Genomic DNA, 26,843 nt, shown 5'->3' on the forward strand with positions numbered 1-26,843 from the left:
TGATGAAGAGCCGTTATAATGGCCGTCATTTTTTTCGTCTGGCTAGCAAGTTCAAAAAATGAAGCAGAATATCTTAACCTTTTTCAAAGGAATGGCGATGGGCGCCGCGGACGTTGTTCCCGGTGTATCCGGCGGTACCATTGCGTTTATTACCGGCATTTACGACACACTGCTCGAAAGCATCCGTCGCGTAAACCCTTCCATTTTCTCACTGTGGCGCAAAGAAGGCTTCTCAGCAGTCTGGCGTCATGTTAACGGCACATTCCTGTGTTCTTTGCTGGCAGGTATCCTGACTGCAATCCTGACTTTGGCGAAAGCCGTTTCTTATGCGTTGACCGAACACCCGATCGTTATATGGTCATTCTTCTTTGGCCTGATCGTTGCCTCTGCGCTGCATATGATCAAGCAGGTGGAGCGCTGGTCAGTAGGTGAAATCCTGCTTGCAGTCGGCGGTGCTGTATTCGCTTATGGCATTACCGTTGCCAGTCCGATTTCAATGGATTTCAACATGTTGACCGTGTTTATCGCCGGTTCAATTGCCATTTGTGCAATGATCCTACCGGGCATTTCTGGAAGCTTTATCCTGCTTCTACTAGGTATGTATGCGCCGGTACTCGACGCAGTAAAAAGCTTCAACCTGCCTATCCTTGTGTTGTTCGCACTTGGCTGTCTGGTGGGAATTCTTTCATTCTCTCACGTACTTTCCTGGCTGCTTCGCAACTACCGCAGTCTGACTATTGCATTCCTGACCGGTCTGTTGATTGGTGCGCTGGGCAAGGTTTGGCCATGGAAAGAAGTGGTCAGTTTCCGTGTGAATTCTGCCGGTGAGCAAGTCCCATTGGTAGAAAAAGTGCTGACTCCAGGCGCATTTGAAGCAGTGACCCAACAATCTGCACAACTGGGTATTGCCATTGCCATGATGATTCTGGGTTTTGCCCTGGTGATCGGGCTGGAAAAAGTCTCTGAAAAACTGGCTGAGTGATACTTCTCTTCATTTAGTCCCGGGCTGCAAATTGCAGCCCTTTTTTAATTTTAAAACAATGTAAAATTGCCTTAAACCGAACCAGAGTCCCATCAATTCAAGACGTTTCTCACATAGAATCACATTCAGACCTGCTATGATTTGCTTCTCTTTGTCTACTTGAACTGTGCCATGGAAGTCTTAGGTACCCCTCATCGCCGCCGCGCACTGGAAATATTTGCGCTTCTCGCCTGTCTGGCAGCAGGATTTGTCATTGCTGACAAAATCCTGTTTGTACAAAAGCACGCACTTTCAATGCCCAAGCCAGATTGCATGCTCAGCACCGTACCCTGCCAATTTGACAATGCATCTGTCACCCTGTCGGATGATTTTGCAAAACCTCTGTTGCCAAGCAATTTGGATGTCGAACTGGTGGGTGACAAGCCAGACCATTTGATGTTGGAGCTGGAAGGTGTGGAAATGAATATGGGCGTTTATAAGCTCAAACTGTCTCAGAACAATGCAGGCTCTTACTCTGGGGAGTTGATGCTACCAATCTGTATGGACGCAAAAATGACGTGGCGCGGCACCATATCCAGCCCCGATGAATCCATTTCGCTACCAGTCGATGTAAGGATGGCTCGATGAAACTCAAAATCTTTGTTCTTGTCGCGGCTTTGATCGCCGGATTTGGTGCCCGCTACATGATGGAATCACCAACCCAGGCTCAGCCCGTTGGTAATATCGGGCTTTTGCAAAGCGGCAATGAAACGATCGATATTTTTGATACGACTGACGACAGGATCAGAATCCTCTATTTTGGCTACACACACTGCCCCGATGTATGCCCAACCTCCCTTGCTATTATGACTGCGGCGCTAAAATCTGTACCGGAAGATGCACTTTCCGAAGTTCGCCCTGTCTTTATTTCACTTGATCCCAAACGCGACACCGGAGAAAAAGTGAAAGAGTACGCAGGATATTTTCACCCTAGCATTGAAGGCGGCAGTACCTCTGAAGAAAACACAGCGGCGCTCGCCAAAAAATATGGCGTGCTTTACCAAATTACCGAGTTGGAAAATTCAGCCATGGAATACGCGGTTGATCACAGCTCCTATTTTTATTTCGTAAAGCCAAATGGTGAGTTACTGGAAAAGGTACCTCATACCCTGAATCCAAATATGGTTTCAGAACCTATCATCCGTCTAACAGCACAAACTCAAACACAATAATTATTTACCGAAAAGGAGTTGGTAATGAAATTTCGAGCCCAGGTATTCGGCGCTCTGATTGGAGCCCTTTCGTTCAATGCGATGGCAGCCATTGAGGTGGTTGACCCTTACGCCCGAGCAACACCTCCGAACGCGCCGAACAGCGCCGCATTTATGACGTTGGTGAACACCAGCGATAAGGCCATTGCGTTGGTTGAGGCTTCTACGCCTGCAGCAGGAAAAGTCGAACTGCACACTCACATTAAAAAAGACGGCATGATGAAAATGCGTCAGGTAAAAGAGATTGCCATTGAGGAGCAAAGCGAAACCATTCTGAAACCAGGCGGTTTGCACGTCATGTTGTTCGATTTGGACAAGCCTTTGAATCCCGGTGAATCTATTGCTTTAACTTTGGTATTTTCAGACGGTTCAAAAATCACGCAAAATGTTCCCATCCGTGTCATTATGGGTGGCGCAAAAATGAAACACAGTAACGGCTCTGGTCAATAAATTGCCAAAGTTCTAAACTTTTATGCTTAAGTGAGGCTTAGTTTTTTAAGCTGTATCAACATTGAGGCGCACAGAAGGGTGCGGCAGGCGGCAGAATAGTAAAACGCAGTCTATGTTTATACTGCAGCCAGTTATTAACAGGTTAATTTATAAGCAGTAAAGCAACCCAACAAAAATGATGAGGTTTTAACTATGAAAATTCGTCTCTTAGCGTTAGCAGCAATCGCTTCCAGTGCAGTACTGGCTGGTTGTTCAAACAATTCGGCTCTTGAGCAAAGCGTTGCTGACCTGTCGTCTAAAGTAGATTCTCTTTCCAACCAAGTTTCCGCACTACAAGGCGACGTTGCTGATGTAGCAGCTGCTTCAGCACTGGCTTATGACGAAGCAGCTCGCGCTAACGAGCGCATCGACAACATGGCGCAGTCTTACACCAAGTAATTCACTGCGCTTATTGTTTTATTGTAATTCAGTGGCACCCTCTTAGGGTGCCACTGTGTTTCCTACCTGTATAGGCATTCCAGACTGCACCGCTAACGCCGCACGGTAACGGCTCACGTTTTTGTGATTTGTCTTCAGCCAGTCATCTGTGCGTTCATCCGGCTTGGTCAACAAGCGTTTCCCCGCCTCTGATTCGTCTTCTGACAAGGGACGGTGTGCCTCGATATAAACAGTACCATCAGGTTCATAGGCCGTTTTGACCGGTTCGTTGATAACACGCACCTTCTCCCCGACTGACACTTTGTCGAACAGCCAAACAATATCGTCCGGGCGCATGCGGATACAACCGGCACTCACCCTCAACCCAATACCAAAGTCTTTGTTTGTTCCGTGGATGAGGTAAGAGCCTGAACCATATGCCAGACGCAATGCATGGGTACCGAGTGGGTTCTCAGGCCCCGCAGGAACTACTTCCGGTAATACGATGTTGCGCTCTTCCAAATACTCTTTGCGCAGACTTAGCGGCGGTGTCCAGGTTGGGTTTTCGCGCTTCTGGCTGATCTTGGTTTTCATCACCGGCGTGTCCCGGCCAATACGGCCAATACCAATCGGGAATATATTCAGTTTCTTTTCAGCTTTATCAAAGTAGTAAAGCCGTAACTCTGCCAGATTGATAACGATGCCATCGTAATCCACTTCCGGCAGGATCAATTGCTGAGGAATGGTGACAAAGGTGCCCGGCTCGGGCAGATAAGGGTCAACCCCTGGATTGGCAGACAATAACGCGAGAAAACCAACATTGTATTGCTTGGCTATCTGCTCCATATGCTCACCGGGCTGAACGACATGTACAGGGTTATCGCCAATCAAACGCGTATCTGATTCTGGCCAAGGGTATTCGACTGCCAATGCTGTGGTCGACAAAACAGAACTCAACAATAGCGGTAACAATTTGCGCATGGCTTTCATCTTGCGTTGATTCTCCGGTAGACATTTATTGCGTGTATAAACATATATCAAACATAACACGACAGCGAATCTTTACTGATGGGTATCCCCTTCAATAGCCACAGTTATTCGCGTAAATTTCTCAGCGGTGCTACAAAACGTAAAGCGCGCCTTTCGGCGCGCTCTAGGTTTGAATGCAAATGGGTGGTCAAATCAGAAATAGGCTCTCAAGCCAAATGTACCTTCAAACTTGAACGTCGCATCATCTTGCCAGTACCAGGTTGAGCCTGCCTCGCCATATAATTCAATGTTGCCTGTTCCCATTGGCATCGCAATGCCAACGCCAGCCCTTGGGCCCCATTTATGGTTGTCATCATCAACCCACAACGCCCCTGTATAACCATACATCAAGCTCAAATCCGGCCGGGCCAACCACTCCCCAAGATTCCAAACCCTGTCCACGGCAACGCCGAGATCTTTGACACCAAATGAAAGTCGCAAATCATATTGTGACACCGTCACGCCAGACATAGGCGAACCCAGAAATACGCCTGCAGAAAGGCCTTGTGCCATGGAAGTTGCAGCAGGAAGAGACAATGCAAGAGACAGGAGCAACCGTTTTATCGGTCCATTCATTAAAAAATTCCTTTTCAACGCGATAGCAAATGTTCAGGTAACAAACGTTTGGAATATAACTATTTTTTGCATTTTTTACCTACAATTCACCGCTCTATCTGCGTTTCATCACAGTTGCTATTCACCAGACAACGATTTTTCACGGAAAACGTAAACTAATGAAAGAAGTTCAACGTTATATAGGTCTGTACTAGCAATGGGGCAATGCTGTCCCCCCGCTAATTGAAGATGGAGTAACCTGATGCTGATCCGATTATCCAAAAAATCCGCAGTCAAGGAGAACGATCTGACACCCGAGTCAGTGTACAAGTCCCGACGTGAGATTTTGAAAAAGCTGGGTATTGTGACGGCGTCACTGCCATTCGCTGCCCAATCACATGCGAACATTTTCGACATCTTTGGTGGTGGCGACGAAGAAAAGGCATCTGAAGAGGTTATTTTTGCGCGCACGCCACTGACTGCATCTAAAAGCACGATGGATACCAACTTGGAACTGACCCCTGAAAGTAAAGTGCTTTCCTACAACAACTTTTATGAGTTTGGTACTGGCAAAGGTGACCCGGTGCGAAACAGCCAGTCTTTTACCGTTAACCCGTGGACACTTGAAGTCACAGGTTTGGTCAATAAGCCACTCAAATTGGGTTATGAAGATCTGATTAAGCGTTTCCCACTGGAAGATCGTTACTACAGGATGCGTTGCGTTGAAGCGTGGTCGATGAATATCCCTTGGGTTGGTTTTTCGCTTGCTGCATTGCTCAAAGAGGCGGATCCACTAGGCAGCGCTAAATACGTTGCATTTGAAACACTGTATGACCCCGAGCAAATGGTCGGCCAACGCTCCCGGATGGCAGGTGGCGGGATAGACTACCCATACGTAGAAGGTCTCAGACTGGATGAAGCCATGAATCCGTTAACTTTGCTGAGCGTAGGTCTCTATGGCCAAACGCTGGCTCCACAAAACGGCGCACCGATACGCTTGGTTGTGCCCTGGAAATACGGATTTAAAAGTATCAAATCAATCGTGAAAATCCATCTGCTGGAGTCGCAGCCACCCACTACCTGGAATTTACTCGCCCCACACGAATACGGCTTTTATGCCAATGTGAATCCACAGGTGGATCACCCACGCTGGAGCCAGGCATCCGAGCGCTTTATCGGTGAAGGCTCTTTATTCAGCTCCCGTCGTCAGCCTACGGCGATGTTTAATGGCTACCAAGACGAAGTGGCAAGCCTTTATAGTGGTATGGATTTGGGATCGAATTTCTGATGCGTTTAACCCTCAAGCACACTGTTTGGATTAAAGTGCTTATTCATGGCGTCAGCCTTGGCTTTCTTGCCCAGTTGGTATGGTTGACGCTGTCTCAGGCATTTGGCGCGGATCCCGTCGACGGTATTACCCATTTTACCGGGCTGGCTGCGTTAAATACCCTGTTGCTCACCATGCTCATCAGCCCAGTCGCCCGTTACTTCAAACAAGGCATGTTAGTGCGATGCCGCCGGGTAATGGGGCTTTACACCTTCTTTTGGGCGACGTTGCACATGTTGACTTACTTTGCTCTGGATCTCTCATTCAACCTTGCCCTGATGGGTGAGGAGATCGTGTCTCGTCCCTACCTCACCGTCGGCGCTGTTTGCTGGGTAATTTTGCTCGCACTAACCGTCACTTCCACCGCCGCGATCCAGCGCAAAATGGGGGCTAAATGGCAGTCACTGCACAATTGGGTTTACCTCGTGCTGTTGCTGGCCCCTATTCATTTTTACTGGTCGCAAAAATCAGAAATTCTGGAGCCATCGCTGTACATTATTTTGGCGTTTGCACTGCTCTCTTTTCGTTGGCGTTCACTCAAACGCATCTTTGCCCGCCCCATTGCCCACAGAACATAGCGCAGCATTCCCCCACAGAGCGTATGTCCTGCACAAATAGCATATCCAGTTATAGCAAATTCTCTTTTTTTGCCATACTTTAGGTAACCCTATGTAGTTATGATTATTTTTGGAGTGGGCATTTTTGCTGGATGAACTCATTTCGCAAAGCCTCAGGGATTTTCAATCAGACTGCCTGAGTTTTTGTGAACACCATTATCCGACCATCCACAACCGAGGCATGAAAGAAAGCCATCTCGGCAAGGCGTTGGCTCGTCGGTTCATTCATGGTTATAACAACCTCGACATTGAAGCCACATACCACCAAATGGAAGAGGCGGCTTTAAAACAGCCGGTATTTCGCATCGACGCCCCCGAACACCAAATTTATCTTGTCGCGCACCGGCTAATCAGTGCCAATACCGCCTGCCGCAAAGCACTGGTAAAAGATACCCTTTGGGCACTTGAACACCTGGATACTTCTTCTGGCAAAGAAAAGCGCCTGATTATTGTTGCCGATCACTGGGTTGACCGTTCGTCGGCCAGCAAGTCTGTTCCATGCTGGTGGCTCGGTCACCAACCCATCCACCGTGATGACTATGCATCACAGGGCGTCAAACTGATGGATGCGGACCATCATTTTGCCGAAGACATTGCCCAGGAATGCCACCTGAATGATGGCAAACTGCGGATTTTCCACCCCCTGCATCGCCAACGGGATGGGATCCCTCTATATAAATACATGCTGTTGACCGCAGCCTATTCACTGTAAACGTTTCAGGCTATTTTCAATTTTGGGCATTGCCAATCAATGATCTGGCGATACACTGAAACAGTTGTCAGTGTTTTATCAAGCTGTTGAAACCGCAGTAAGCAAGGAATGGTTACCGGTTTTGGCTCAGCACACACTCGCCTTACTGTCTGTACCCACGCTCAAACCGAGACTCAATTTAAATAGGGGCAAGGATGCTCGAGAAAGTCATCAGTATATTGTTTCCGGTCTTTGCCGTTGTGGCTGCGGGCTTTTTTGTCGGTAAAGCTTTTCGCCCGGACATGCGCCACATCAACCGGATCAACATTGATTTAATGGTGCCCTGCCTTATCTTCACAACGCTATCTGTCATGCCGTTGGGTAGTGACCAAACATCCATGTTTATTGCTGCGATCGTGGCTGTACTTCTCCCCGGCGTGCTCATGGTGCCGATCAGCGGGCTGCTCAAATTGCCATTTAAAACCTGGGGCCCACCTCAGATGTTCCGCAACAGCGGTAATCTTGCCATTCCCCTGTTTGGGTATGCATTTGGCGCAAGTGCTGAGGCACCAGCAATTTTGCTTTTTGTGGTTTCGATGATGCTCCATATCACCGTTGGGCTCGCTCTGCTCAGCAACAGCGAATACCGTTTCCAGCACATACTCAAAATGCCGATCCTGGTAGCAGCGATGCTTGCAATGGTGTTTAACTTTGCTGATATCCAGGTATGGACACCTTTAAATGAAGCGATGATCCTGGTTGGGAATGCGGCGGTGCCCGTTATGCTGATCTCCCTCGGGGTGCAGTTGACGGGCATTCAATGGTCAGGATTTGGTGTTGGTGTGTTAAGCACCGTGCTTAGTCTGGTCACAGGCGCTATCACGTTTGCCGTGATTTACTTCTTCATCCCACTTCCATCAGAACACCTGAGAATGCTGCTGCTTTTTGCCATGCTGCCTCCTGCGGTCATGAACTATCTGTTTGCAGAGCGGTTTAACGTTGGCCCGGATAAAGTGGCGTCTATGGTGCTTTTCGGTAACTTCTTTACTCTTATCACGCTTCCGTTGCTGCTGATCGCCGCTTTTGCGTTTTTCTGATGGGTGCTAACACTCTTAATGATCTTTAGAGTTCAGGCTTACGCCAGACGGCTTTAAAATCGAACCACCCGACTTTGTTGGAGGCAACATCTTCCAGATCGCGCCCTTCAACGACGCCCAGCCAGATATGGAACATCGGAACAAGCTGGGCGGACGTGACCAGTTTCCGACCTACTGATTCCGCGTCAAATGGCATATCAGCCGTTGAACGCCAGTCATCCATCGCGCTGACAAGTTCAGCAAATTCTGCTTCTGGCATGGCTGCAGAAATGTGTTCGAAATTCATCATCCAAGGCAAAATCGCATCACGCCGCTTTGACCCCAGGCTCATACCACACAACCAGATATCGATTTTTTTGGTGTTTCTTGGCTGCATAATTTCTTCATACGACACGGCATCGATTTGCAGTGCGATGCCGTCTTCAGCCAACATATCTTTCAATGCATCGGCCAAAAGCGGGAAAAGTGGGTTGTCTGCTTGATGGACTAACCGCAAGTGACGCTGTGAAGGAGGTGACACTGTCACAGAGGAAATGGCGGTGTGAATCCAACCTGGAATCAAGCCATAAGCATTTGTAAGGCGGTACTCGCCAATTCCCTTTTGCGCCAAGTGTGGGAGCAACATCAGTGACGACACACGCTGGCTGATATACGCCGCCCACTCAGGATCTTTGGCAATACCGTTACGGCGATTCAGCAACAGATAATTGCAGCCTTCATCCAGCTCCAACCTTTCATTGGTGCCCGAATGCAATGCACCCTGCCTTGACTCCAGTGCTGTCGGGTCAAGTGAAGCGCTGGGTTGCAAGTAACACATGGCCGCACTGTCGAGTACCCAGATTTCAATCTCGTCTGTCAGTGCGCGGAAGCCGAAATACTCATCATGAGCTTTGAGCACCAACTGACGATCATTATTTTCCGCAACGCGGTAGGGGCCGGTGCCAATAGGAAACCGATCGGCCTCTTTAGTGCCAGCCGCCTGTTTTGACTGAATAGAAGCCTGCGGTACCGCCAATGTGTCCGCAAATCGGCAATCCGGTTTATGGAGAACAAAGTCAACGACATTCTCTGCCGGTGCTGCAATGTGCTTAATATTCGAAAAGTAGGCATTGTTCTGCACAGATTCCAATGACCAAATCACATCATCCACGCTCAGCAGGCTGCCGTCATGAAAGCGCACGGCGGGACGGAGATAAAAACGCCAATGCGATGGTGTTATCGCTTCCCAGTGGTGTGCCAGATCCGGCTCAATGCATTCAGTACTTTCATTGATGCGTGTCAGGCCGTTAAAAATCTGGGTGACAAGATGCTGTTCAGATCGGCGAAGCGGCTTACTTGGATTAAGCGATGGAAATGCGCGGTAGTATGGGAGACGGATGATTTGCCTCCCTTCCTGGGTTGAAACGCCTAACTGCTCCTGAATTAAACGCGCCAGCTTCGCCGCGTCGTTGTTCAGCTCTTCCAGTGCAGCATCCAGTTTCCCCTCTTTAACCCAATCGCGCACACGCTTCATCTGAAGATCGGTATCGCTGCGATGAAAGCACAAACGGCTCTGTTTGCCGCGCCCGACGGCAGGTTCCCAGCTCAGCCAGCCCTGCTCAGACATTTTTGCCAGCACCATACGCGCATTACGTCGTGTACAGCTGAAGATCTCAGCCATGGTCTCGAGGTTGGTATCGCTGTCCTTACCTTCAAAGTAGGTATAGATTTTTGAAAACTGGGTTTGCAGGTGTTGTCGGGACATAAAAGGGGAACCTGATTTTCGAGCCTAAGCCTTTGGAATTTCCTATTTTATACCCTAACCTTCCCATAAAGCTCAATTATCAACTGGTTAAGCTTTGCTCAGCTGAACAATCTTTTTTCCTGTTTTACGAATTCAGCATTGTTATTTCTTTTTCCAGCGCTATTATCGAACCACAAACGCACTCCCGCGCAGGCTCAGGAGCCGAAAATGAGCGATTCAACCGTTCTCTCCCACTTCCACAAAAAACAAAGTTGGATGGCCAGCCATATCGAGCAGGCTCAGTTTCCGACGAAAGAGAGCAAAGCCGGTCTCGCGCTATATAAAGCGGCAGAAAAGCAGCCAGAATTGGTAAACAATCCACATCCAGACAGCGACGCTGATGGATATACTTTCTACCGTGTCGACTGCCATCCACTGATGGTTAGATACGCGATAACGTTGGCACAGAAATGGCCGGAGAGTGAGCGTGAGACCCTGATGGAGTATTTGTCCCAGGTTTCGCTGACTGATATCCCAACCCCGGACGGAATCCATGTAGAGCTTTGTGTTGCCATGCAGGGTGGCAATCCGAAAGCGGCGGGCATGTTGTTCAGCAGTGAAGAAGAACAAGGGACAGTGACGGGTATTTACGATGTGTTTGGTATCGAGCCTGACGCCCAGCACGCAATGCAATCTCACCTGTTAGCATCAGCCAACGGCGCACTCATCGTCTGCGAATAACAGACATAAAAAAAGCGGGGCTAGCCCTGCTTTCTTTTTGGCACTTTTGAAGGAAAAAAACCGCTTTCCTTTTCTCATTCAGTGCATTTACTTATTGATAGCGTTGAATAAATAATGATTATCAAAAAGGTAGTTCAGCGCTATTTTTTCTTTTTACAGACGGTTTGAACGCTCTTTCTTTACGATAAAGAATGCAGCAACAACAAACGCAATAACCAGTACAGTTTCCACTTTCTACTCCTCAACACGGACGGGCGCATGGTGATACTCACCGAGTAATGCCGTTTGCCGCAAAATGTTCAATCTTCAAATTCGAGCGAGATTATAGCCAAGCCCAAGGCGTAAATCTCGATGAGAAGTGGTAATTTTTAACCTGTAAAGGAAGTGCGTACCAAAAGCGTGACATGTCTCTATATCAATTTCACTTTTGTGGGGTTTGTACGTCCGACATCTGCAGTTACACACCTTGGATACCAGATGGATGGATAATGGGAGGAATATAGAAAAAACCAGATGAATATTGGCTTCATCTGGTTTTAATACACAGGGCAACTTACGCGTAAACTACCGACAGGAACTGTTGCAGGGCTTCAGTCACGACAGCAGGTTGTTCAAGGTTGCTGATATGTCCTGCTTGCGGGATCAATTGATAACGACTGCCATCAATTGCATCATGCATCAACTGGGCTTCCAGCGGCGGGCGTGGCTTGTCTTCCATACCTACCATCACCAAAGTCGGTAACGTCAGTTTTTCGATATCATCAAATGCATCACGGCGATTGAACACCATACGGCCAATTTTCACGGTTTCCACCGCAGCTTCACCACGCAGCGAGGCCAGTTTCTGGCGAAAACCCGATATCAGGTCTGGATGTTCAGCTTCTGCATTGTTTGAGAAAAAGAGCGGTACGATCGCATCGCTCATAGGCTCTGGGATCATTTTCATCTGTTCGATGGTATCAAACATACTGAAGTATTTTGCCTTGGTGACTTCCGGTTCATAACCCACGAAAGTATCCATCAACACCAGACTTTTCACCCTTTGGGGCGCTTTCAAAGCAAGTTCCACACCCCACATACCACCGACTGATAATCCAACCAGACTGAACGACTCAACATCTAGATGATCCATCAGCGCGAGAATATCATCAGCATAGTCCTGGAGAGTTTTTGTCTGATCCGGTGCAGATTCAGATTGCCCGTGTGCCCACAGATCTGGAACGATACAGCGGTATTGCTGACTGAGTGCTTCCACTTGTGGTTGCCACATTTGGCTGTCCCACAGATAGCTATGACCAAATAAAACAACCGGGCCACTGCCGACATCCTGGAATGCCATGGTTTTACCATTGACTTGAAAAGTGCGCATCAAAACTCCTTGTTTGAAAAAAACCATGCAATTAAACACGAAAAAGGCGCCGTATGTAGGCGCCTTCTGTCTAATTATTCAGCGTCTGGTTTCTTTTTCTTAACCATGAACACTTCTTCACCCACAGAAACCCCTTTATAGAAACTTCTGTCGCGGTTTTGAGGAGCTGTTTTCTTCGCTGCTGGTTTTTTCACAGGCTTTTTGCCAGATGATTTCTTGGCAAACGTCTTCTTAGGTTTAGGCTTCAAACCTTTGAATTTACCTTCCAGACCTTCAAAGATCGCAAAGTTCATGCGCTTGTCCAGGAAGCCTTCAATGTTTTTAAAGCTGTTCCAGTCTTTCGGACCAACGAAAGAAATTGCAACGCCCTTATTACCCGCACGGCCGGTACGACCGATACGGTGAACATATTCTTCAGCGTGCTTTGGCATATCAAAGTTAATGACGTGCGAAACATTGGAAATATCCAGACCACGGGAAGCCAGATCCGTGGTTACCAGTACTTTATGAAGACCACGTTCGAACTCGTTCATGATGCGGTTACGGGCGCTTTGGCTCAGTTCACCGCTCAATGCTACCGCTTTGATGCCACGTTCAACGAAAACCTTCGCCAGACGATCAGTATCCGCACGTGTCGCCGTGAATACCATCATTTGCTGGTACTGCTCTTCTTCCATCACGCGGTCTAAAAGCGCCTGTTTGTGGTCAAGGTGATCACACAGGTAGAAACGCTGCTCGATGTCCTTGTGCTCTTCATTCACAAAACCAATCGCGACACGTTTCGGCTCGTTGAGCATGTCCGCTGCGATATCGTTCACCTGCTGGTGATCCAGCGTTGCTGAGAACATCAGCGTCTGGCGGCGACGGTGGCTGGCCGCGTTGTTAATCGCATTCAATTGTGGCGCAAAGCCAAGATCAAGCATACGGTCAGCTTCATCCAGGATCAGCATTTCCAACCCTTCGATGTTCACATGACGATGTTCAAGGTGATCAGCAAGACGGCCCGGTGTCGCAACGACAAATACAGGGTTGTTACGGAACTCTTTCGCCTGATCATTGAAGTTTTCACCACCCAGGATCAACGCAGCTTTGTATTGGGTACCGGCCACCAGCTTACGCAGCTCACCATATACCTGTTTAGCCAGTTCTCGGGTTGGTGCCAGCATCACAACGCGCGGCCCTTGACGGCTAAGCGCTTTACCGCGCATCACACGTTGCATGGCAGGAAGCAGGAATGCCAATGTCTTACCTGAGCCCGTTTTAGACGATGCCAACAAATCTTTCCCAGCGCAGGCCACAGGAATAGCCGCAGCCTGAACATCAGTCGGGGCGCTAAATCCCCAATGTTCAATCGTTTTTAACAAGCGTTTGTCTAGGCCCAGGTCTTCGAATTGCAAGGTATTACTCCAGAATAATCATCATTACAGGGAGTTACCGAGCCGATTCAAATCACGAACCCAGCGACACCCCATCAAAATTTGGCGCGAATATTACCACATTTCTGTTTTAGCTCGCAGTTTTTATTGTGCTTGATCACATTTTTCTGAGGGCTTTCTCAATAGGTTTTCTGATTAAAACCCAAGCCAGATAACGTAAAGGCAAAATTCACTCACATTGGTTATCCACCATGGAAAATGTTGCCCCTTTATTCGCCTGGAAACGCTTTACCCTGGAAGAAGAAACACTGACGCTGCCAAACGGCCTGACAACCAAGCATGTCACCCTTACCCACCCTGGTGCGGTACTGATTATTCCCATTACCGACAACAACACCCTGATACTGCTCAGACAATACCGTCCATCCATCAAGCAATGGATTTACGAGTTTCCCGCAGGCACGCTGGAAAGTGGTGAAGATATTGCCTTGTGCGCCCAACGCGAGTTGGCAGAAGAAGCCCAGTTACAGGCAAAGGAATGGCTGGCGTTGGGAGAAAGCATGCCTGCACCGGGATTTTGCAATGAAGTGCAATACCTCTTTGCAGCTAAGGGACTTTCTCCTTGCCACGCTGAAATGGATGACGATGAAGTGATTGAGGTGGTTGAATTCAGCATTGAGCAGGTAAAGGCGATGATTGCTGGCAACGAAATTCAGGACAGTAAAACCATCGTGGCATTCTGCCGTGCCCAATTACTTGGTCTGATCACATAGCCAGTTGTTAACACAATCATTACATTGACATCCGACCAGTTGAGCGATTACGTTGGAGGCAAATCATAGCCTCAAGGATGAAGCATGAAACAGTCACTTGCCCACGCCAACCGAATGCTCAAATTGTTCGGGTTTTTTAAAGTCCCGCTTATCTGGTATTGCCGCCCACGCATCCTGCAGCTAGATGAAGAGCAGGTAAAAGTACTGATCCCCTTAAAGCGCCGTACCAAAAACCACCTAAACAGCATGTATTTTGGCACCCTGGCAGTGGGTGCCGATGTGGCGGGCGGTTTTATGGCAATGAGTAAAGCAGAAGCCCGCGGAAAAAGAATATCCCTGGCTTTCAAAGCTGTGACGGGAGAGTTTTTAAAACGTCCGGAAGCCGATGTCATTTTTACCTGCAATGACGGCAAACTCATCGACAAGATGTTGGATGAAACCCTCGCTACCGGCGAGCGCGTTAACCAGCCCGTCCGGATCACTGCTACTTGCCCCTCCCTTCATGGTGATGAACCCATGGCAGTATTTGACCTGACGCTTTCAGTAAAAGTCGCCCGCTCTTAGGATTCGAGACAAAGCCGACATTTTTCGGCTCTTTCCCGTCTATGAGAGAGCCATATTTTGCCCTTTCCCACTGATTCTCATTAGACTTATAACTAAACGACCTGACGTTGATGGTTGACGCATTCTGGTGGAGAAGTGTTTTGACACAATCGAATACCAGCCTGTTACGGCCGGAAACCGCACCCGGTATTATTCTTATCATCAGCGCATTTGCTGCGTTGGTGTTAGCGAACTCTCCTCTCGCGCCTTACTACTTTTCCCTTCTGGACATGCCCGTCCACCTTAAAATTGGTGACTTAGATATCGAAAAAAACCTGCTGCTGTGGGTCAACGATGGTCTGATGGCACTGTTTTTTCTGCTGGTCGGGCTGGAAGTCAAGAGAGAACTAATTCAAGGTGCGCTTCGCAGCTTTAGCCGCGCCATGTTCCCCGTCGTTGCTGCCATTGGGGGGATGGTCATCCCCGTTCTCATGTTTGTGCTATTTAATCACAACAACCCGGACGTCTTAGCAGGCTGGGCTATCCCCTCAGCAACTGACATCGCTTTCACGCTGGGTGTGCTGGCATTGTTTGGCAGGCGGGCACCGGCCAACCTGAAAGTATTTCTGTTGGCGTTGGCGGTAATAGACGACTTGGGCGCCGTCGTGATTATTGCTGTTTTCTTTAACAGTGACCTTTCCGTGTTCTCGTTAACGCTCGCGGTTTTTGCTAGTGCGCTGTTGTTCTACATGAATGCAAAAAATGTCTCGCGTTTGACAGCCTACCTGTTGGTAGGCGCTATTCTTTGGGTCGCTGTGTTGAAATCAGGCGTTCATGCTACCGTGGCCGGGGTCATCGTCGGTTTTTCTATTCCACTTCGTGTCAGGGAACACAAGGTACGTAGTCCATTGCGGGATTTGGAACACGGCATTCACCCTTGGAGCAGTTTTGCCATCCTTCCCCTCTTTGCGTTTGCCAACTCTGGGGTTCCGTTAGCCAATTTCAGTATGGGTATGGTTTTCGAACCACTGGTATTAGGTATTGCTGTTGGCTTACTTGTCGGCAAACCCTTGGGGATCACGTTAGCCTGTTATCTTGCGGTGAAAGCAGGAATAGCCAATATGCCTCATGGTTTAACCTTCCACCATGTGTTCGCGTCATCCATTCTATGTGGTATCGGATTCACCATGTCGATATTTATCACCACACTCGCCTTCCCCGGAACCGAAAACCAAGGCTTGGTTGATCTGTCCCGGATTGCAATTTTCATCGGTTCTATTCTGGCAGCATTGCTGGGTTACTTTGCCCTGACCCGTACCCTAAAACTCGAACACCGTATGGATAAAAAGTAAAAAATTTTGTGGCATATTGCTGTTTGATGAGCGGGGTAAAAAGCCTAACCTGAGTCCTTTCAAAACCTGCATATTGACTTTTCCGGAAGCCGCATAGATTCAGCGATTAGCGAACTAGTCTACCGACTTATCAACTGTTTTTGTGGATAAAAAATCATTTATCCACACCCATTTTTATCTCTTAACTCACTGAAATTTCGCATTTTAAAATTCTCAAGCTTTCACCGAAGATAAAATGACAATTTTATTCTGTGAACCCATACAAGTTTTTAGGATGAAACAAGCCAATGAAATACAGGTGAATTTTCCGTAAAAGTACGACATGGACGCATGAAATTTTGTTGGAACAGATGGGGATATGAAAGGTGTTGATATTGGCAGGGGGAACAAACAGAAACGCACAATGGCGTGAAAACCACGCCATATCGTGCATCTTTTAATCAAGCCGCTGTAAGGCTCTCTACTTCTTTTACAATGGCATCCGCATGATGGTTCAACTGGCTAAACATTGGCTGGAAGTCTGTACTTTCACTGGCCTCATATTTCTCTATACTCAGGCACAGCTCTGCGAAGGATTTGGCGCCAATCATCGCTGCTGCACCTTTCATCCTATGCGCAATTTTTCGCACGGCAGCAATATCGTTATCCCTCAATGCCGCCTCAAACGCATCAATATCTGCTTGCTGGGATTTTAAATACTTAGCCAGAATCATCTGCATCATCTCAGCGCTGTCACCAATCTGGTCTTTCAATTGCGCCAGATCCAGATACTGGATGCTTTGCTCCAACGTGTTTTCAATGTGCGCTGCAGGTGCATCAGACGTTTCTTCTTCAAACATCGCGCTATCAGCGTCTTCAAATTCGGGCAGCTCCGACTGGGTTGACGGTACATAGAGCATCATCAGGTTGACCAATTGATCTTTGGTGAAAGGCTTGGCCAAATGCGCATTCATTCCCGCCTGTAAGCAGCGTTCGGAGTCACCGGAAAGTGCGTTAGCGGTGACCGCAATAATTGGCACACTGGGATCGAACTGGCGGATTTTTTCCGTTGCTTCAAATCCGTCCATTTCCGGCATCTGGCAGTCCATCAAGATCAGATCAAATGGCGTCGCGCGGTGTTTTTCCAACGCTTCAAGACCGTTGTCAGCAATGGTTGATTTACACCCCAGCCCGTTTAATACCAATACCATTAAGTCCTGATTCACCAAATGATCTTCTGCTATCAAAACATTCAATCCATCAAAGCGGACTGTCTCTGACAGCACGTAGTCCTCTTTTTCTTCAACCGCACCATCCACAGACAAGGCGTGGAAAAGAGCAATTGGGCTAATTGGGTTTATCAAACATGGCATGCCATGTTCATCTACAACACTGTCATGGCTGATCAGAATGGTATTCGCTGCCTGATTCAGCACAGGACGCATCTCACCAATCATATTGTCATCAATAAAGAGCAAGTGTTGGGAATCTACCGTTTCTGAGCGTGCACTCTGCGGGTCATATTGCTTCACCGGCATACCAATACTGTTGAGGTAGGCATTGAAAACGGCATAGAGCTGGGCATCGCGGGTCGCCACTAGCGCCGTCACCTGCTGCAATTCAGGTTTTAGGATCATACCGCTGTAAAGGGTATCGTTGTTGCCTGTAATAGTTTTAAGCGGCAGATCAACACTGAAGGTCGTGCCCACACCTTCTTTACTTACCACCCGAATGACACCCCCCATCAACCCTGTCAGTTTCAGGCAAACCGGCAAGCCCAAGCCGGTTCCCTGATAGGAGCGCGAGTAAGAATTGTCGACCTGGGTAAAGTTTTCAAATATGGCGTCAAGGTTGTCTTCCGGAATGCCTATGCCGGTATCTTTCACTTCAAGGCGAAGTACTGGGTGCTCCATATCCAGTGCCCGGCTCAAGTGCACCATCACAGAGCCTTGCTTGGTGAATTTCACCGCATTCCCCACTAGGTTGAGCAATATCTGGGTAAAGCGAACCGGATCCAGCAATAGCCAGCGCGGCAAATTAGGCTCGATCAGGCAATGCAAGCGAAGGCTTTTTTCTACCGCTTTGGCGTGGAAAACCACCAGCGCGTCATGAACCAGTTCAGAAAGCTCACTCTCCTGTTCAATCAGCTGCATTTTGCCCGCTTCGATTTTGGTCAAATCAAGCACATCATTGATGATATTGAGCAACGCATTGGATGAGTGCACCAGGGTGTCAACAAAGTAGGACTGCTGCTGGTTGAGCGGCGTTTCTTTCAACAGGTTGGACATACCCACAATGCCATTCATGGGCGTGCGGATTTCATGGCTCATCATGGCTAAGAAATTGGTCTTTGCTTCGTTGGCGCGCTCCGCCTCTTCCTTGGCATGCACCATTTCTTGGGTGATCTGGTCGTTGAGGTTTTTCTGGCGCGCAAAGTTGACCATCGCACTCAAACTGGAAAGAACCGGCTCAAGCCAGTTCAGAAGATCTTCATCATAATTGGTGGACTCATCAAACAGACAAACCACACCCACCAACTGGTTGGACAGGAAAAGCGGCATACTGAGTGAGTTAATGATGAGATTCCCTTTATCGGCAGAAAGCCCCGCCAATTGCAGGCTCCGATCACCCTGTTGGGTTTCTATCACTTTGGTGATGACACCATTGACGAACTGTTCCGATACATAACCGTTGGCGATCAGTCGTGTCTGTGACAACACGCGGTAATTGTTAGCAGAGTCGTAATCAAGCTCGACGATAATACCGTGGTTACTTTCACCAATTTTCAGGAGGATTTTCAGCACTTCACGAAAGCTATTATGAAAATCTTCACTGGTCAGGAACTGATCCTGAAGCGCTTTTACGGCCGAGAAGAGTTCAGCGCCTTTGGAGACTTTGATCTTATCCAGGTGCTGCTCAGTAATGTCCCGGATAATCGCCGCCTGCAGTTGCTGCTCTCCCACATCAATGCGTGTTGAGCGAACCTGCACGATGACTTTATTTTTCTCGCCGTTTAACTCGTAATTGAGGTTTTTGGTATTAAATCCATATAGCGCCTGTGAGAAATACGCACGCGAATCCGGCACCACTTTGGCAATGATCTGGGCAAGAGAGACATTTTCCAGCGGCGTGTCCTCTAGTTCGAACATCCTTCTTGCCGCTTCATTGAGCGTGGTCACCCTGTGATCATCAGCCATGACCACTAACCCGTCTTTGTAACTGTGAATAATGGTATTGAGATAGTTCTTGCTCGACTCAATCTCTTTAATGGCACGGGCATACTTCCAGATCAAAAACATGATCATCAGATCGAGCAAAAACACCTGAACAATGCCAGACACAATTTCCGACGTCAGCGTATTGTCGATAGGGCGCGGGTCTTCATAAATGATCAACTCTCCCACTTTGTTCGGTTCGTTCAATTCTGTGTATATAAGGGGAAAGCTTCGCAGACGGAATTCATTGTCAAAACGACCGTCTTTCGGTGCCGTGATATGACGGAAATTATCATCCTTTGATACCACTTCAATGCGATAAACAAACCGCGACAACGATTCACTCTGGAGATCATTGATAATGGCGTCGAAATCGTAATTCCACAGCTGGTTTGGCAAGCGGAGGGAAAGCCGGGTCGCAATGGCATTGATTTCATAGTCCATTTCGCCATAAAGGCGATCATGGGTTTTGTAGTAGTTATAGATACCGAAAAGGCTCAGGATCAGCGTGCCGCTGACAACCAAAATCACAGCAAGTTTGGTGCGCATCATTAACATAGTGTTATACCTGCATACTTGACGTGATGTCGGCGATGCTACTTCTGGCCTGGTCGAAAACCTTGGTCACTGTTTTGTCATTCAGAGATAACTGGTTACACCAATGCAGCAACCCATTCCACCTGCCCTGCTCAATGTCCTGACAAAGACTCAGCAGCTGACCATAAGTGCCCTCTTTATTCACCAGCGCGTTTTTCACACTTTGAGATAAATCCAGTACATCAACGATATCGGACATGGGTTTACTCAACATGACATCCAACATTGAGAAAGCGCCCACAATAAACGCTTCATCAGAATTGAAATCGCTGGCTTCAAACGGCAGTGTCGACAGGAAGGTTGCGCGGGTCAGGGAAGTATTTTGCAGCTGTGACGCATGTTGATGGTTCAAATTGGACATAATGAGCAAGGACACCAAGCGCCTGAGCGCCTGAACACCCAAATACACGACGGCCTGACGAGGGTTGGCAATCTTGTTGGTTTTGGTCTTCGCCAGAATATTTGCGCTCGCCACCACTTTGTAGAGCAAAGAGACATCTTTCGAGATCACCTTCGTCAGGGTGTCTATGTCATCAGGATTTCTGTTAATGACAATGCAAACATCAAGCAGAGACATCACCGAAGGGGCGATATCTTCTGAGCGTTTGATCTGCGGCTTTTCAAAAAAGTAGCCCTGAAACAATGCAAAGCCCGCATTCTGCGCAGCGACTAACTCGTCTTGCTTTTCCACCTTCCTCGCCAGAAAAACCTGCTGGGAATATCGAGCAATGGTCTCTTCCCATTCAGCCGCTTTCGAGCGTTCCATACTGATACTGAAGATGTCCACCAGCTCCAAGTGGTTACGCCAGTCGTTAACCAGCACCTTGCCATCCATGAGGATTCGGTAACCTTCTGTTCGATAGGCGCGCAGTTTGCTGACAATCTCTGGCGTTGGCGTGCAATCATCGGTAATGGAAATGATCAGGTGCTGTGCCGGCATGGATAGCGGGATCTCATCCAGCAGCGATGATTCACCAAAACTGACGATATAACGCAGCTGATCTTTTTTGGCGCCACTGGCAAGGAAATTGGCGCTGAGGATTCTCGACGTTGCTGTGTCCTCGTCAATAGATGGGAATTTGTTTTCAAGCCCTTCACGGAACAGGAGTTCACTGCCCCACTGCTTGAGCTCTTTATCGAAGATCGGCTGACAAGAGAAGAATACCTCGGCCACGCAGACTGATTCCTATAAATTAGACACCTTTATAAAAATTAGACCACTTGCGTCAATTTTCCTTCTTTTTCCACTAAATACAGGAGGTAAATGGCGGGTTTTTGTGGAGATAGAGAGGCTCAAGTATTGCAAACGCAGCAAAAGGAAAGAGGAAGTCGTCTGACTTCCTCTTGGTGATGGTTATCAGGCGTCCGCTTCGAGCCTGAAAGGAATGCGCTGTGGCTTGTCACTTAATCCACCCACCTGCACAGCAGTAATTTTCCCGCCGTCAGAATCAACACTCGCCCAAAGCAAGGAACGGCGATTCAACAACTCGCCTTGCTCGAACAGGTAACGGTACTTCCCGCCCTGGAATATGTGCAGGTATGAAGCCAGCGCCCCCGCGGCACTGCCAGTGGCAGATTCCTCATCAATACCGAGCAATGGGGCAAAATTCCGGCATTTGGCGGAAATATCAGACTCCGTCGGCGTTAACGCAAATACGTGTAATGCGCCGGTTTTAGTGCGCGCATTAAACGCTTTGATCGCTTCCAAGTCCGGCGTCATCTCCAGCAGTTGACGCTCATCTGTGACAGGAACAATGACATCCATTAGACCGGTTGATACAGCCTGAACAGGAAGCCCTGTTGCAAGGATGTCCTCTGCACTCAAACCCAGCAGTTTAGCGACGTCTTCTGCAGCATACTCGTCCCCAAACTGTGGGAGTACCTGCTGCATTGTGATACGCCCTTCCGGACTGACTTCTACTTTTAGAATCCCTGCGCCGGTTTGTTGGGTGTATTCACCGGCGTCGATCTTTCCTAGGTGAAACAGGGTCGCAAAAGCACCGACAGTCGCATGGCCGCAAAAATCGACTTCATTGGTGGGAGTAAAGAATCTAACTCTATAATCAGCTTTCTTGGATGGAAGGATGAACGCGGTTTCTGAATAGCCCAATTCTGCCGCAATTGACTGCATTTGAGGCTCGGTAAGTGAAGTACCGTTAATGACAACACCAGCAGGGTTTCCACCGCGATTATCTTCAACGAATGCATTCACTACATAGACTTCAATTATTCCTGACATAGCTACCTATCCTTGTTGTTCTTATTGTTCTTGCCGACTGAAACCAGCCAGTTAACTCTGCGATGAGATGAATGCGCTTTTTGGCTAGCCAAACCAAACTCTCCATCGCGTGAAACATGAACGCTATTTGTTACAGTGTTACAAAATGAAGGAAAACACAAGAAATTGATATCCTCCCTTCGGGTGAGTTGAATGACGCCGCGATCACAACGTCAGTCAATTTCGCTGAATCCCGCATATTCAGGTTGTTTGGTTATACCTGCTTCGACACTTGCTACTCTTGCCACTTTTTCCTTAAAATACGGGCAAACTAACGATGAGTAGTAAGCGAATGATCGATTTAGAAAACCTGATTAAAGATGCCCCAGAACGCGAACCGGATATTCCGTTGCCGTCGTTGGAAGAGCAAAAGCGCATTGCGGCTGAGCTGAAAGCACTGGAAGAAAAAGGCGAGTTGACGCCTGAAATTCTGGAAAAATACTTCGGCGGTAAGTCCACCCACTAAGGGCTTTGCGAACGGTATAACGCGCCACTTCAAAAAAGGGCGCGTTTTTTATTTGTCAGCGGGTCGAAGAATGCTCTCAAAAAAAGCACCGTTTTCGAACAGGGTTTCTGTCATCGACGACAGTATATTTTCATCCACCCTTTCAATAACCTTTTCCGGGTAGATATACCCCGACACGTCATAGCCCCATAAGTCATACCTTGCCATTGAACCAACCATAAACTGAGGGTCACTCTGGGAATCAAACAAGTCTCTCAACAACTGTCTTGCTGCAATATTCCTCTCTTCTCTTGTCACTGGTTTCACCAGTTCAAGTTCGACTTCCGGCCAAAGTCTGTTTAACTCTGCCTCACGCTCCGGAGAGATCAGGGCTGTCATGGTGGTGGTTGCGACTGTTTCTCCATCCCAGGTCCAGGAAGAAACATAGGGATCGTAGCTGAGGGAATACTTTTCCCTGATCAGGCGATTGTAACGGGCCTGCAGGATACGATTCAGCATATCTTCTGCAAACACAGACTCAACAGTGCGTGGCGATGAAGCGGAAATGTAGATTCGCTCAATGTAGGTGCGATCCTCCGGCGATAAATCACGCGCTATCTTCCCGCCTTTGGCGTTGTAGAGTATACCCTTCGGAATCGTTTCTTTTCTTTGTGTTTGGATGCCTCCTAGCAAAGAGGCTGTGAGTGCCTGAACATGGTTAGGCGGTAAGTCTGACGCAACATATATAGAATAGTGTCCCAGATCGCCAAACAGCTTTTGATACAGCGCCACTACATCCACATATTCCACTGCCTGATAGTCGCTGACAGCGAGTGGTGATTCATACGAAGGTTTGGGATAAATCAACGTCAGTGTGGCCTGGATAAACATATCGTAAGGCGACGTTTGTGCTTCTGATATCCGCGCCAACACGCGCTCTCTTTCTCGCTCGAAGGCCTCTTCACTCGGTGAAATTTCCTCAAGTAGATACCGCAGGGCATTGAGCGACTCGTAAAGCGCGGGCGTGGGGGACGATAAGGCGTAGTTGTGGCTGTTGCCGTAAACCTGGGGTTCAATAATGCTGCCAAGAGATTCAATATAATGGGAGAAATCCGGCGCCCCGATGTCTCCTACACTTCCGCTGCGGAAAGTTTCAAACATCAACTCAAGCGCTGCCCGCTCTTTGGTGGACAATGATGCAATACCTCCTTTGGCCTGCAACACCATTTGCGTTTCGGACTGGCTGTCATCAAGGCGATAGTAGTGTACAGGGAGGCCATTTTCTAACGTCCATACAAACAGCCTGGGCGCTGGTTCCGTTATTTTTCCGGCGACGGAAGGCGATACTGTCGGTGCAGGAATCTCTACGTCAGCATAGGTCACATTCACCGCCTCGCCGGGTCTCGCCACCTGCTCAAAATAGGATTGCTGCAATATAGCTGCATCAGCGCTTTCTTCACCTGCGGCATAGACCAGCGATATTGCCTGGTTGTCCACATCCAACAATGCAGTCAACTCACGGTTGATATCATCCAAACTCAGTAGTGACAAAAAGCGGCGAAAATTACTTTCTAGTTGGGTCTGGCTCTGCGGCAAACGGTTGAAATACAGATCGCTGACCGCTTTTTCAGCCACATCCAGCGGAAACCGGATATCATCAAACTGCACGTTCGCTGCGTACTGCTCGACAAGCGCTTGATATTCTGCGTTGGTAATGCCGCTATCCCGCAATGCAGCAAGGTTGTGCGCCAATGCATCAACCATGGCTTCACGATCTGCTGCATTTAAGTCCACCACCAGCTCATACACCGATTTACCCGGCGAGAAGGTAAAATCAATGAACAGACCATTATGGGTAATACCTTGGCGATCAAATTGCTCTTCAAGCCTCAGTTGGATAGCGTCGAGCAGCATCCATCTTTGCCACAATGCACGTTGGGCGGCCAGGGTATTCGGATAATTGTCCTCCCCCCCTTGGATACTGATAACAATCGCCGGGGACTCTCCTTTCGACGCAAACAAAGATGTGGGGTATTTGCCATTGCTGTTTAGCGGTGGCAATTCATGCTTCGCCGGTTGAGGATTATTGGACGGCAATGAAGCGAATTCATCTTCTATCCATTGGGCGGTTTCATTGACATCAAAGCCGCCAGTCACCACCAGTTGCATCTGATTGGCCTGATACCAATGACGATAAAAACGTCGGAGGCTTTCAGGTGTGGCATTGGTCAGGGTTAGTTCCGTTCCAATGGGATCGCGGTTGGCATAAAGCGAACCTGCCAAAGTGGATTCGTAAAGCTTCATCGGCCAGGAAGCATCTTGTCTGTCATCCTGGCGCCATTCACCGAAAATCACGCCAATTTCACTTTTAACTTCGCTTTCATCCAAGGTGAGTCCGTCACCAATATCCCGAAACCAATCCAACGCTTTGGGCAGCGACTGGTTGTCCGGCAGTGATAACTGGTAGATGGTTCGGCCATAATCGGTGATGGCATTAATATCCGGTCCAAATTCCACCCCGACCTGCGCAAATTCTTCGAATACCGTGTTGTGGGGAAAACGACGCGAACCGTTGAACGCCATATGCTCGATAAAATGTGCGTAACCTCTTTCTTGTTCCCGTTCACTCAAACTGCCGACATTGACGATCAGCCGCATTTCAATCTCTTGTCCCTCTATGGGGTAAAGATGGTAGCGAAAGCCATTGGCCAGCGTTTCGCTGCTCCAGTTGGGATCAGTTAACAAGGGTGACGACACATTGTTCGCACAGCCAGAGAGAAACAATATTAAGACGATGGCCACGTAGCGGGCGAGCATAGCAACTCCGTGCCTTTTCAGCGAAGGGGATCCGGTAAACTAGCGAAACATCCTGAACATGCTGAACATGCTGAATATCAAACAGTTTAGGTATTACTATCTATACCATATACGCTAACAGACGTTTGGTGCAGGTTTGATATCCATCCGTCAGGACATATTTGTGAGCCTTGCTGTTTCAGTGGTGTTTGTGGTTGTGATGAAGGCTTCCAGCCAGATATCCCCGTAACTTGTTGTACAGCGCAATTTGTTCGGCTGAAAGTAAGGCTGTCTGAGCCAAGTGTGCATTGAGATGGATAAACCTAAGCTCTGCTTTCAATCCGGCAATAATCTCCGTTTGATCCCGCAAGGATTCACTGGTTACATCCCGGGCTGAAAATGCCCTATCGAGCACTACCTCTGCCTGAATCAATTGCTCACCTTTATCTATTGCTTCTTTTCGCATGGCGAGAAACAGTTGCTGCGTCTTTTCCAATTGCTCATCCGTTAACGAAAGCTCTTTGGCAAGATCCAACACATGCTTCGGCCCAGGATAGCCATTAAGCTCAGCGTCTTTTGCCAAACCAAATCCCTTCCCATGTTTGAACGCAGCAATTTCTTCGTCCGACAAGGACTTTACAGCCCTGCTTTCCTGACCGACATACTCTGACTGGTGCATCTCAGCCTGAACCGGGAGCGATAACCCCAAAAGGGGCAACATACAAATAAGCATTACGTTATTCATGATTTTGCTGGCAACTGACACAGAGCCTGACCTCCGGTTTGACTGCCAAACGGGCTGCTGGAATTTCTTCACCACACTCTTCACAATAGCCATACTCCTCATCATCCATACGTTTTATCGCCAGTTCCACCTCCTTTAGCTGGGTTTGATAGTAACGGTAATTGGACTTCGCCAGCTCATGTTGTTGCATCGCATCCATACGCGAAACCCGCCCAAAAGATTGCTGATCCAGCATTACAGGGTCGGTTTGTTCTTTCAGTAACATCAATTCGTCATTGATATGCGCTTTGAGCTGCTCCAGCTGCGCTCTTTGTTCGCTCATCATGGTGAAATCCCCAAAAAGAAAAACTCCACCAACTGACTGGTGGAGTGAACTTTGAGTATTAGCCCTGACAGACAAACTCGCCGCTTTTCATTTCAAAGGTGTGATCCGGTCAGGCTTTGTCTATGAATGCCATAAAACGCGCGCGCACCAGCTGTAAAAAAATGTAAGTAC

Annotated in this window: 25 protein-coding genes; 14 read left to right on the forward strand and 11 right to left on the reverse strand. The window is 48.2% G+C overall.

Annotation, left to right across the window (positions count from 1 at the left end; all coding sequences use genetic code 11):
- Nucleotides 1-58 precede the first annotated feature (58 nt).
- From KU854_RS01985 to KU854_RS02005, 5 genes are all read left to right on the forward strand, one after another.
- On the forward strand, nucleotides 59-982 hold the full coding sequence (locus KU854_RS01985) for a polyprenyl-phosphate transporter (RefSeq protein ID WP_218356806.1): 924 nt from the start codon (nucleotides 59-61) through the stop codon (nucleotides 980-982).
- A 171-nt stretch (nucleotides 983-1,153) separates the two neighbouring features.
- The gene (locus tag KU854_RS01990) at nucleotides 1,154-1,609 is read left to right on the forward strand and encodes a hypothetical protein (RefSeq protein WP_218356807.1); all 456 of its coding nucleotides are present in this window, start codon (nucleotides 1,154-1,156) and stop codon (nucleotides 1,607-1,609) included.
- On the forward strand, nucleotides 1,606-2,193 hold the full coding sequence (locus tag KU854_RS01995; protein ID WP_218356808.1) for an SCO family protein: 588 nt from the start codon (nucleotides 1,606-1,608) through the stop codon (nucleotides 2,191-2,193). The genes KU854_RS01990 and KU854_RS01995 overlap by 4 nt, the downstream gene beginning before the upstream one ends.
- A 24-nt stretch (nucleotides 2,194-2,217) precedes the next feature.
- Entirely contained in the window at nucleotides 2,218-2,682 is a 465-nt protein-coding gene (locus KU854_RS02000; protein ID WP_218356809.1) for a copper chaperone PCu(A)C, read from the forward strand.
- Between the two features lie 192 nt (nucleotides 2,683-2,874).
- Entirely contained in the window at nucleotides 2,875-3,120 is a 246-nt protein-coding gene (locus KU854_RS02005; RefSeq protein ID WP_054778690.1) for an LPP leucine zipper domain-containing protein, read from the forward strand.
- Nucleotides 3,121-3,162: 42 nt separating this feature from the next.
- Here the strand turns inward: KU854_RS02005 and KU854_RS02010 are convergent, their stop codons facing one another.
- Together KU854_RS02010 and KU854_RS02015 are read right to left on the reverse strand one after the other, a co-directional pair.
- Complete coding sequence (locus KU854_RS02010; RefSeq protein WP_418885828.1) at nucleotides 3,163-4,080, reverse strand: L,D-transpeptidase family protein; 918 nt, start codon at nucleotides 4,078-4,080, stop codon at nucleotides 3,163-3,165.
- 201 nt (nucleotides 4,081-4,281) lie between these two features.
- A complete protein-coding gene (locus KU854_RS02015; protein ID WP_255555331.1) occupies nucleotides 4,282-4,704 on the reverse strand; it encodes a hypothetical protein in 423 nt (140 codons plus the stop codon).
- 241 nt (nucleotides 4,705-4,945) lie between these two features.
- Here KU854_RS02015 and msrP point away from each other — a divergent pair, with 241 nt between their 5' ends.
- The 4 genes from msrP to KU854_RS02035 all read left to right on the forward strand — a co-directional run bounded on the left by msrP (nucleotide 4,946) and on the right by KU854_RS02035 (nucleotide 8,415).
- The gene (gene msrP / locus KU854_RS02020; RefSeq protein WP_218356811.1) at nucleotides 4,946-5,971 is read left to right on the forward strand and encodes a protein-methionine-sulfoxide reductase catalytic subunit MsrP; all 1,026 of its coding nucleotides are present in this window, start codon (nucleotides 4,946-4,948) and stop codon (nucleotides 5,969-5,971) included.
- Entirely contained in the window at nucleotides 5,971-6,588 is a 618-nt protein-coding gene (gene msrQ, locus KU854_RS02025; RefSeq protein WP_218356812.1) for a protein-methionine-sulfoxide reductase heme-binding subunit MsrQ, read from the forward strand. Before msrP ends, msrQ begins: the two co-directional genes overlap by 1 nt.
- Nucleotides 6,589-6,697: 109 nt before the next feature.
- On the forward strand, nucleotides 6,698-7,339 hold the full coding sequence (locus tag KU854_RS02030) for a hypothetical protein (protein WP_255555332.1): 642 nt from the start codon (nucleotides 6,698-6,700) through the stop codon (nucleotides 7,337-7,339).
- Nucleotides 7,340-7,533: 194 nt separating this feature from the next.
- Entirely contained in the window at nucleotides 7,534-8,415 is an 882-nt protein-coding gene (locus KU854_RS02035; protein ID WP_054778687.1) for an AEC family transporter, read from the forward strand.
- 25 nt (nucleotides 8,416-8,440) lie between these two features.
- On the opposite strand, the gene KU854_RS02040 is transcribed toward KU854_RS02035, so the two are convergent.
- Entirely contained in the window at nucleotides 8,441-10,159 is a 1,719-nt protein-coding gene (locus KU854_RS02040; protein WP_218356813.1) for an SgrR family transcriptional regulator, read from the reverse strand.
- Between the two features lie 207 nt (nucleotides 10,160-10,366).
- Here KU854_RS02040 and KU854_RS02045 point away from each other — a divergent pair, with 207 nt between their 5' ends.
- Nucleotides 10,367-10,879: a hypothetical protein gene (locus KU854_RS02045; protein ID WP_218356814.1), complete on the forward strand. Its 513-nt coding sequence runs from the start codon at nucleotides 10,367-10,369 to the stop codon at nucleotides 10,877-10,879.
- Between the two features lie 553 nt (nucleotides 10,880-11,432).
- Here the strand turns inward: KU854_RS02045 and KU854_RS02050 are convergent.
- Nucleotides 11,433-12,248: an alpha/beta fold hydrolase gene (locus tag KU854_RS02050; RefSeq protein ID WP_054778752.1), complete on the reverse strand. Its 816-nt coding sequence runs from the start codon at nucleotides 12,246-12,248 to the stop codon at nucleotides 11,433-11,435.
- Nucleotides 12,249-12,322: 74 nt separating this feature from the next.
- Entirely contained in the window at nucleotides 12,323-13,645 is a 1,323-nt protein-coding gene (locus KU854_RS02055; RefSeq protein ID WP_218356815.1) for a DEAD/DEAH box helicase, read from the reverse strand.
- Between the two features lie 230 nt (nucleotides 13,646-13,875).
- On the opposite strand from KU854_RS02055, the gene KU854_RS02060 reads away from it, so the two are divergent.
- The 3 genes from KU854_RS02060 to nhaA all read left to right on the forward strand — a co-directional run bounded on the left by KU854_RS02060 (nucleotide 13,876) and on the right by nhaA (nucleotide 16,292).
- Nucleotides 13,876-14,397 carry an NUDIX hydrolase gene (locus KU854_RS02060; protein WP_218356816.1) on the forward strand — a complete coding sequence of 174 codons (522 nt, stop codon included), beginning with the start codon at nucleotides 13,876-13,878 and terminating at the stop codon, nucleotides 14,395-14,397.
- Nucleotides 14,398-14,481: 84 nt separating this feature from the next.
- Nucleotides 14,482-14,961, forward strand: a complete 480-nt coding sequence (locus KU854_RS02065; protein ID WP_218356817.1) for a DUF4442 domain-containing protein — start codon at nucleotides 14,482-14,484, stop codon at nucleotides 14,959-14,961.
- 140 nt (nucleotides 14,962-15,101) lie between these two features.
- Complete coding sequence (gene nhaA, locus KU854_RS02070) at nucleotides 15,102-16,292, forward strand: Na+/H+ antiporter NhaA (protein ID WP_255555333.1); 1,191 nt, start codon at nucleotides 15,102-15,104, stop codon at nucleotides 16,290-16,292.
- Between the two features lie 440 nt (nucleotides 16,293-16,732).
- Here the strand turns inward: nhaA and KU854_RS02075 are convergent, their stop codons facing one another.
- The 3 genes from KU854_RS02075 to KU854_RS02085 all read right to left on the reverse strand — a co-directional run bounded on the left by KU854_RS02075 (nucleotide 16,733) and on the right by KU854_RS02085 (nucleotide 22,322).
- Nucleotides 16,733-20,044 carry an ATP-binding protein gene (locus KU854_RS02075; protein ID WP_218356819.1) on the reverse strand — a complete coding sequence of 1,104 codons (3,312 nt, stop codon included), beginning with the start codon at nucleotides 20,042-20,044 and terminating at the stop codon, nucleotides 16,733-16,735.
- 4 nt (nucleotides 20,045-20,048) lie between these two features.
- A complete protein-coding gene (locus KU854_RS25015; protein WP_218356820.1) occupies nucleotides 20,049-21,257 on the reverse strand; it encodes an EAL and HDOD domain-containing protein in 1,209 nt (402 codons plus the stop codon).
- Between the two features lie 183 nt (nucleotides 21,258-21,440).
- Nucleotides 21,441-22,322: a PhzF family phenazine biosynthesis protein gene (locus KU854_RS02085; RefSeq protein WP_218356821.1), complete on the reverse strand. Its 882-nt coding sequence runs from the start codon at nucleotides 22,320-22,322 to the stop codon at nucleotides 21,441-21,443.
- Nucleotides 22,323-22,653: 331 nt separating this feature from the next.
- Here KU854_RS02085 and KU854_RS02090 point away from each other — a divergent pair, with 331 nt between their 5' ends.
- Nucleotides 22,654-22,827: a restriction endonuclease subunit S domain-containing protein gene (locus KU854_RS02090; RefSeq protein ID WP_054778682.1), complete on the forward strand. Its 174-nt coding sequence runs from the start codon at nucleotides 22,654-22,656 to the stop codon at nucleotides 22,825-22,827.
- 48 nt (nucleotides 22,828-22,875) lie between these two features.
- Here KU854_RS02090 and KU854_RS02095 read toward each other — a convergent pair whose 3' ends face one another.
- The 3 genes from KU854_RS02095 to KU854_RS02105 form a co-directional block, all read right to left on the reverse strand.
- On the reverse strand, nucleotides 22,876-25,623 hold the full coding sequence (locus tag KU854_RS02095; RefSeq protein WP_218356822.1) for a M16 family metallopeptidase: 2,748 nt from the start codon (nucleotides 25,621-25,623) through the stop codon (nucleotides 22,876-22,878).
- Nucleotides 25,624-25,801: 178 nt separating this feature from the next.
- A complete protein-coding gene (locus KU854_RS02100; RefSeq protein WP_218356823.1) occupies nucleotides 25,802-26,233 on the reverse strand; it encodes a hypothetical protein in 432 nt (143 codons plus the stop codon).
- Nucleotides 26,234-26,339: 106 nt separating this feature from the next.
- A complete protein-coding gene (locus tag KU854_RS02105; RefSeq protein WP_255555335.1) occupies nucleotides 26,340-26,672 on the reverse strand; it encodes a TraR/DksA family transcriptional regulator in 333 nt (110 codons plus the stop codon).
- Between the last annotated feature and the right edge of the window lie 171 nt (nucleotides 26,673-26,843).

The organism is Enterovibrio paralichthyis (genome assembly GCF_019209835.1).
GTDB lineage: Bacteria > Pseudomonadota > Gammaproteobacteria > Enterobacterales > Vibrionaceae > Enterovibrio > Enterovibrio paralichthyis.

Bases quoted from the DNA above. Each gene is read 5' to 3' on its own strand.
- KU854_RS01985 (WP_218356806.1), top strand. From the start codon at position 59: ATGAAGCAGAATATCTTAACCTTTTTCAAAGGAATGGCGATGGGCGCC.
- KU854_RS01990 (WP_218356807.1), top strand. From the start codon at position 1,154: ATGGAAGTCTTAGGTACCCCTCATCGCCGCCGCGCACTGGAAATATTT.
- KU854_RS01995 (WP_218356808.1), top strand. From the start codon at position 1,606: ATGAAACTCAAAATCTTTGTTCTTGTCGCGGCTTTGATCGCCGGATTT.
- KU854_RS02000 (WP_218356809.1), top strand. From the start codon at position 2,218: ATGAAATTTCGAGCCCAGGTATTCGGCGCTCTGATTGGAGCCCTTTCG.
- KU854_RS02005 (WP_054778690.1), top strand. From the start codon at position 2,875: ATGAAAATTCGTCTCTTAGCGTTAGCAGCAATCGCTTCCAGTGCAGTA.
- KU854_RS02010 (WP_418885828.1), bottom strand. From the start codon at position 4,080: ATGCGCAAATTGTTACCGCTATTGTTGAGTTCTGTTTTGTCGACCACA.
- KU854_RS02015 (WP_255555331.1), bottom strand. From the start codon at position 4,704: ATGAATGGACCGATAAAACGGTTGCTCCTGTCTCTTGCATTGTCTCTT.
- msrP (WP_218356811.1), top strand. From the start codon at position 4,946: ATGCTGATCCGATTATCCAAAAAATCCGCAGTCAAGGAGAACGATCTG.
- msrQ (WP_218356812.1), top strand. From the start codon at position 5,971: ATGCGTTTAACCCTCAAGCACACTGTTTGGATTAAAGTGCTTATTCAT.
- KU854_RS02035 (WP_054778687.1), top strand. From the start codon at position 7,534: ATGCTCGAGAAAGTCATCAGTATATTGTTTCCGGTCTTTGCCGTTGTG.
- KU854_RS02040 (WP_218356813.1), bottom strand. From the start codon at position 10,159: ATGTCCCGACAACACCTGCAAACCCAGTTTTCAAAAATCTATACCTAC.
- KU854_RS02045 (WP_218356814.1), top strand. From the start codon at position 10,367: ATGAGCGATTCAACCGTTCTCTCCCACTTCCACAAAAAACAAAGTTGG.
- KU854_RS02050 (WP_054778752.1), bottom strand. From the start codon at position 12,248: ATGCGCACTTTTCAAGTCAATGGTAAAACCATGGCATTCCAGGATGTC.
- KU854_RS02060 (WP_218356816.1), top strand. From the start codon at position 13,876: ATGGAAAATGTTGCCCCTTTATTCGCCTGGAAACGCTTTACCCTGGAA.
- KU854_RS02065 (WP_218356817.1), top strand. From the start codon at position 14,482: ATGAAACAGTCACTTGCCCACGCCAACCGAATGCTCAAATTGTTCGGG.
- KU854_RS02075 (WP_218356819.1), bottom strand. From the start codon at position 20,044: ATGTTAATGATGCGCACCAAACTTGCTGTGATTTTGGTTGTCAGCGGC.
- KU854_RS02085 (WP_218356821.1), bottom strand. From the start codon at position 22,322: ATGTCAGGAATAATTGAAGTCTATGTAGTGAATGCATTCGTTGAAGAT.
- KU854_RS02090 (WP_054778682.1), top strand. From the start codon at position 22,654: ATGATCGATTTAGAAAACCTGATTAAAGATGCCCCAGAACGCGAACCG.
- KU854_RS02095 (WP_218356822.1), bottom strand. From the start codon at position 25,623: ATGCTCGCCCGCTACGTGGCCATCGTCTTAATATTGTTTCTCTCTGGC.
- KU854_RS02105 (WP_255555335.1), bottom strand. From the start codon at position 26,672: ATGATGAGCGAACAAAGAGCGCAGCTGGAGCAGCTCAAAGCGCATATC.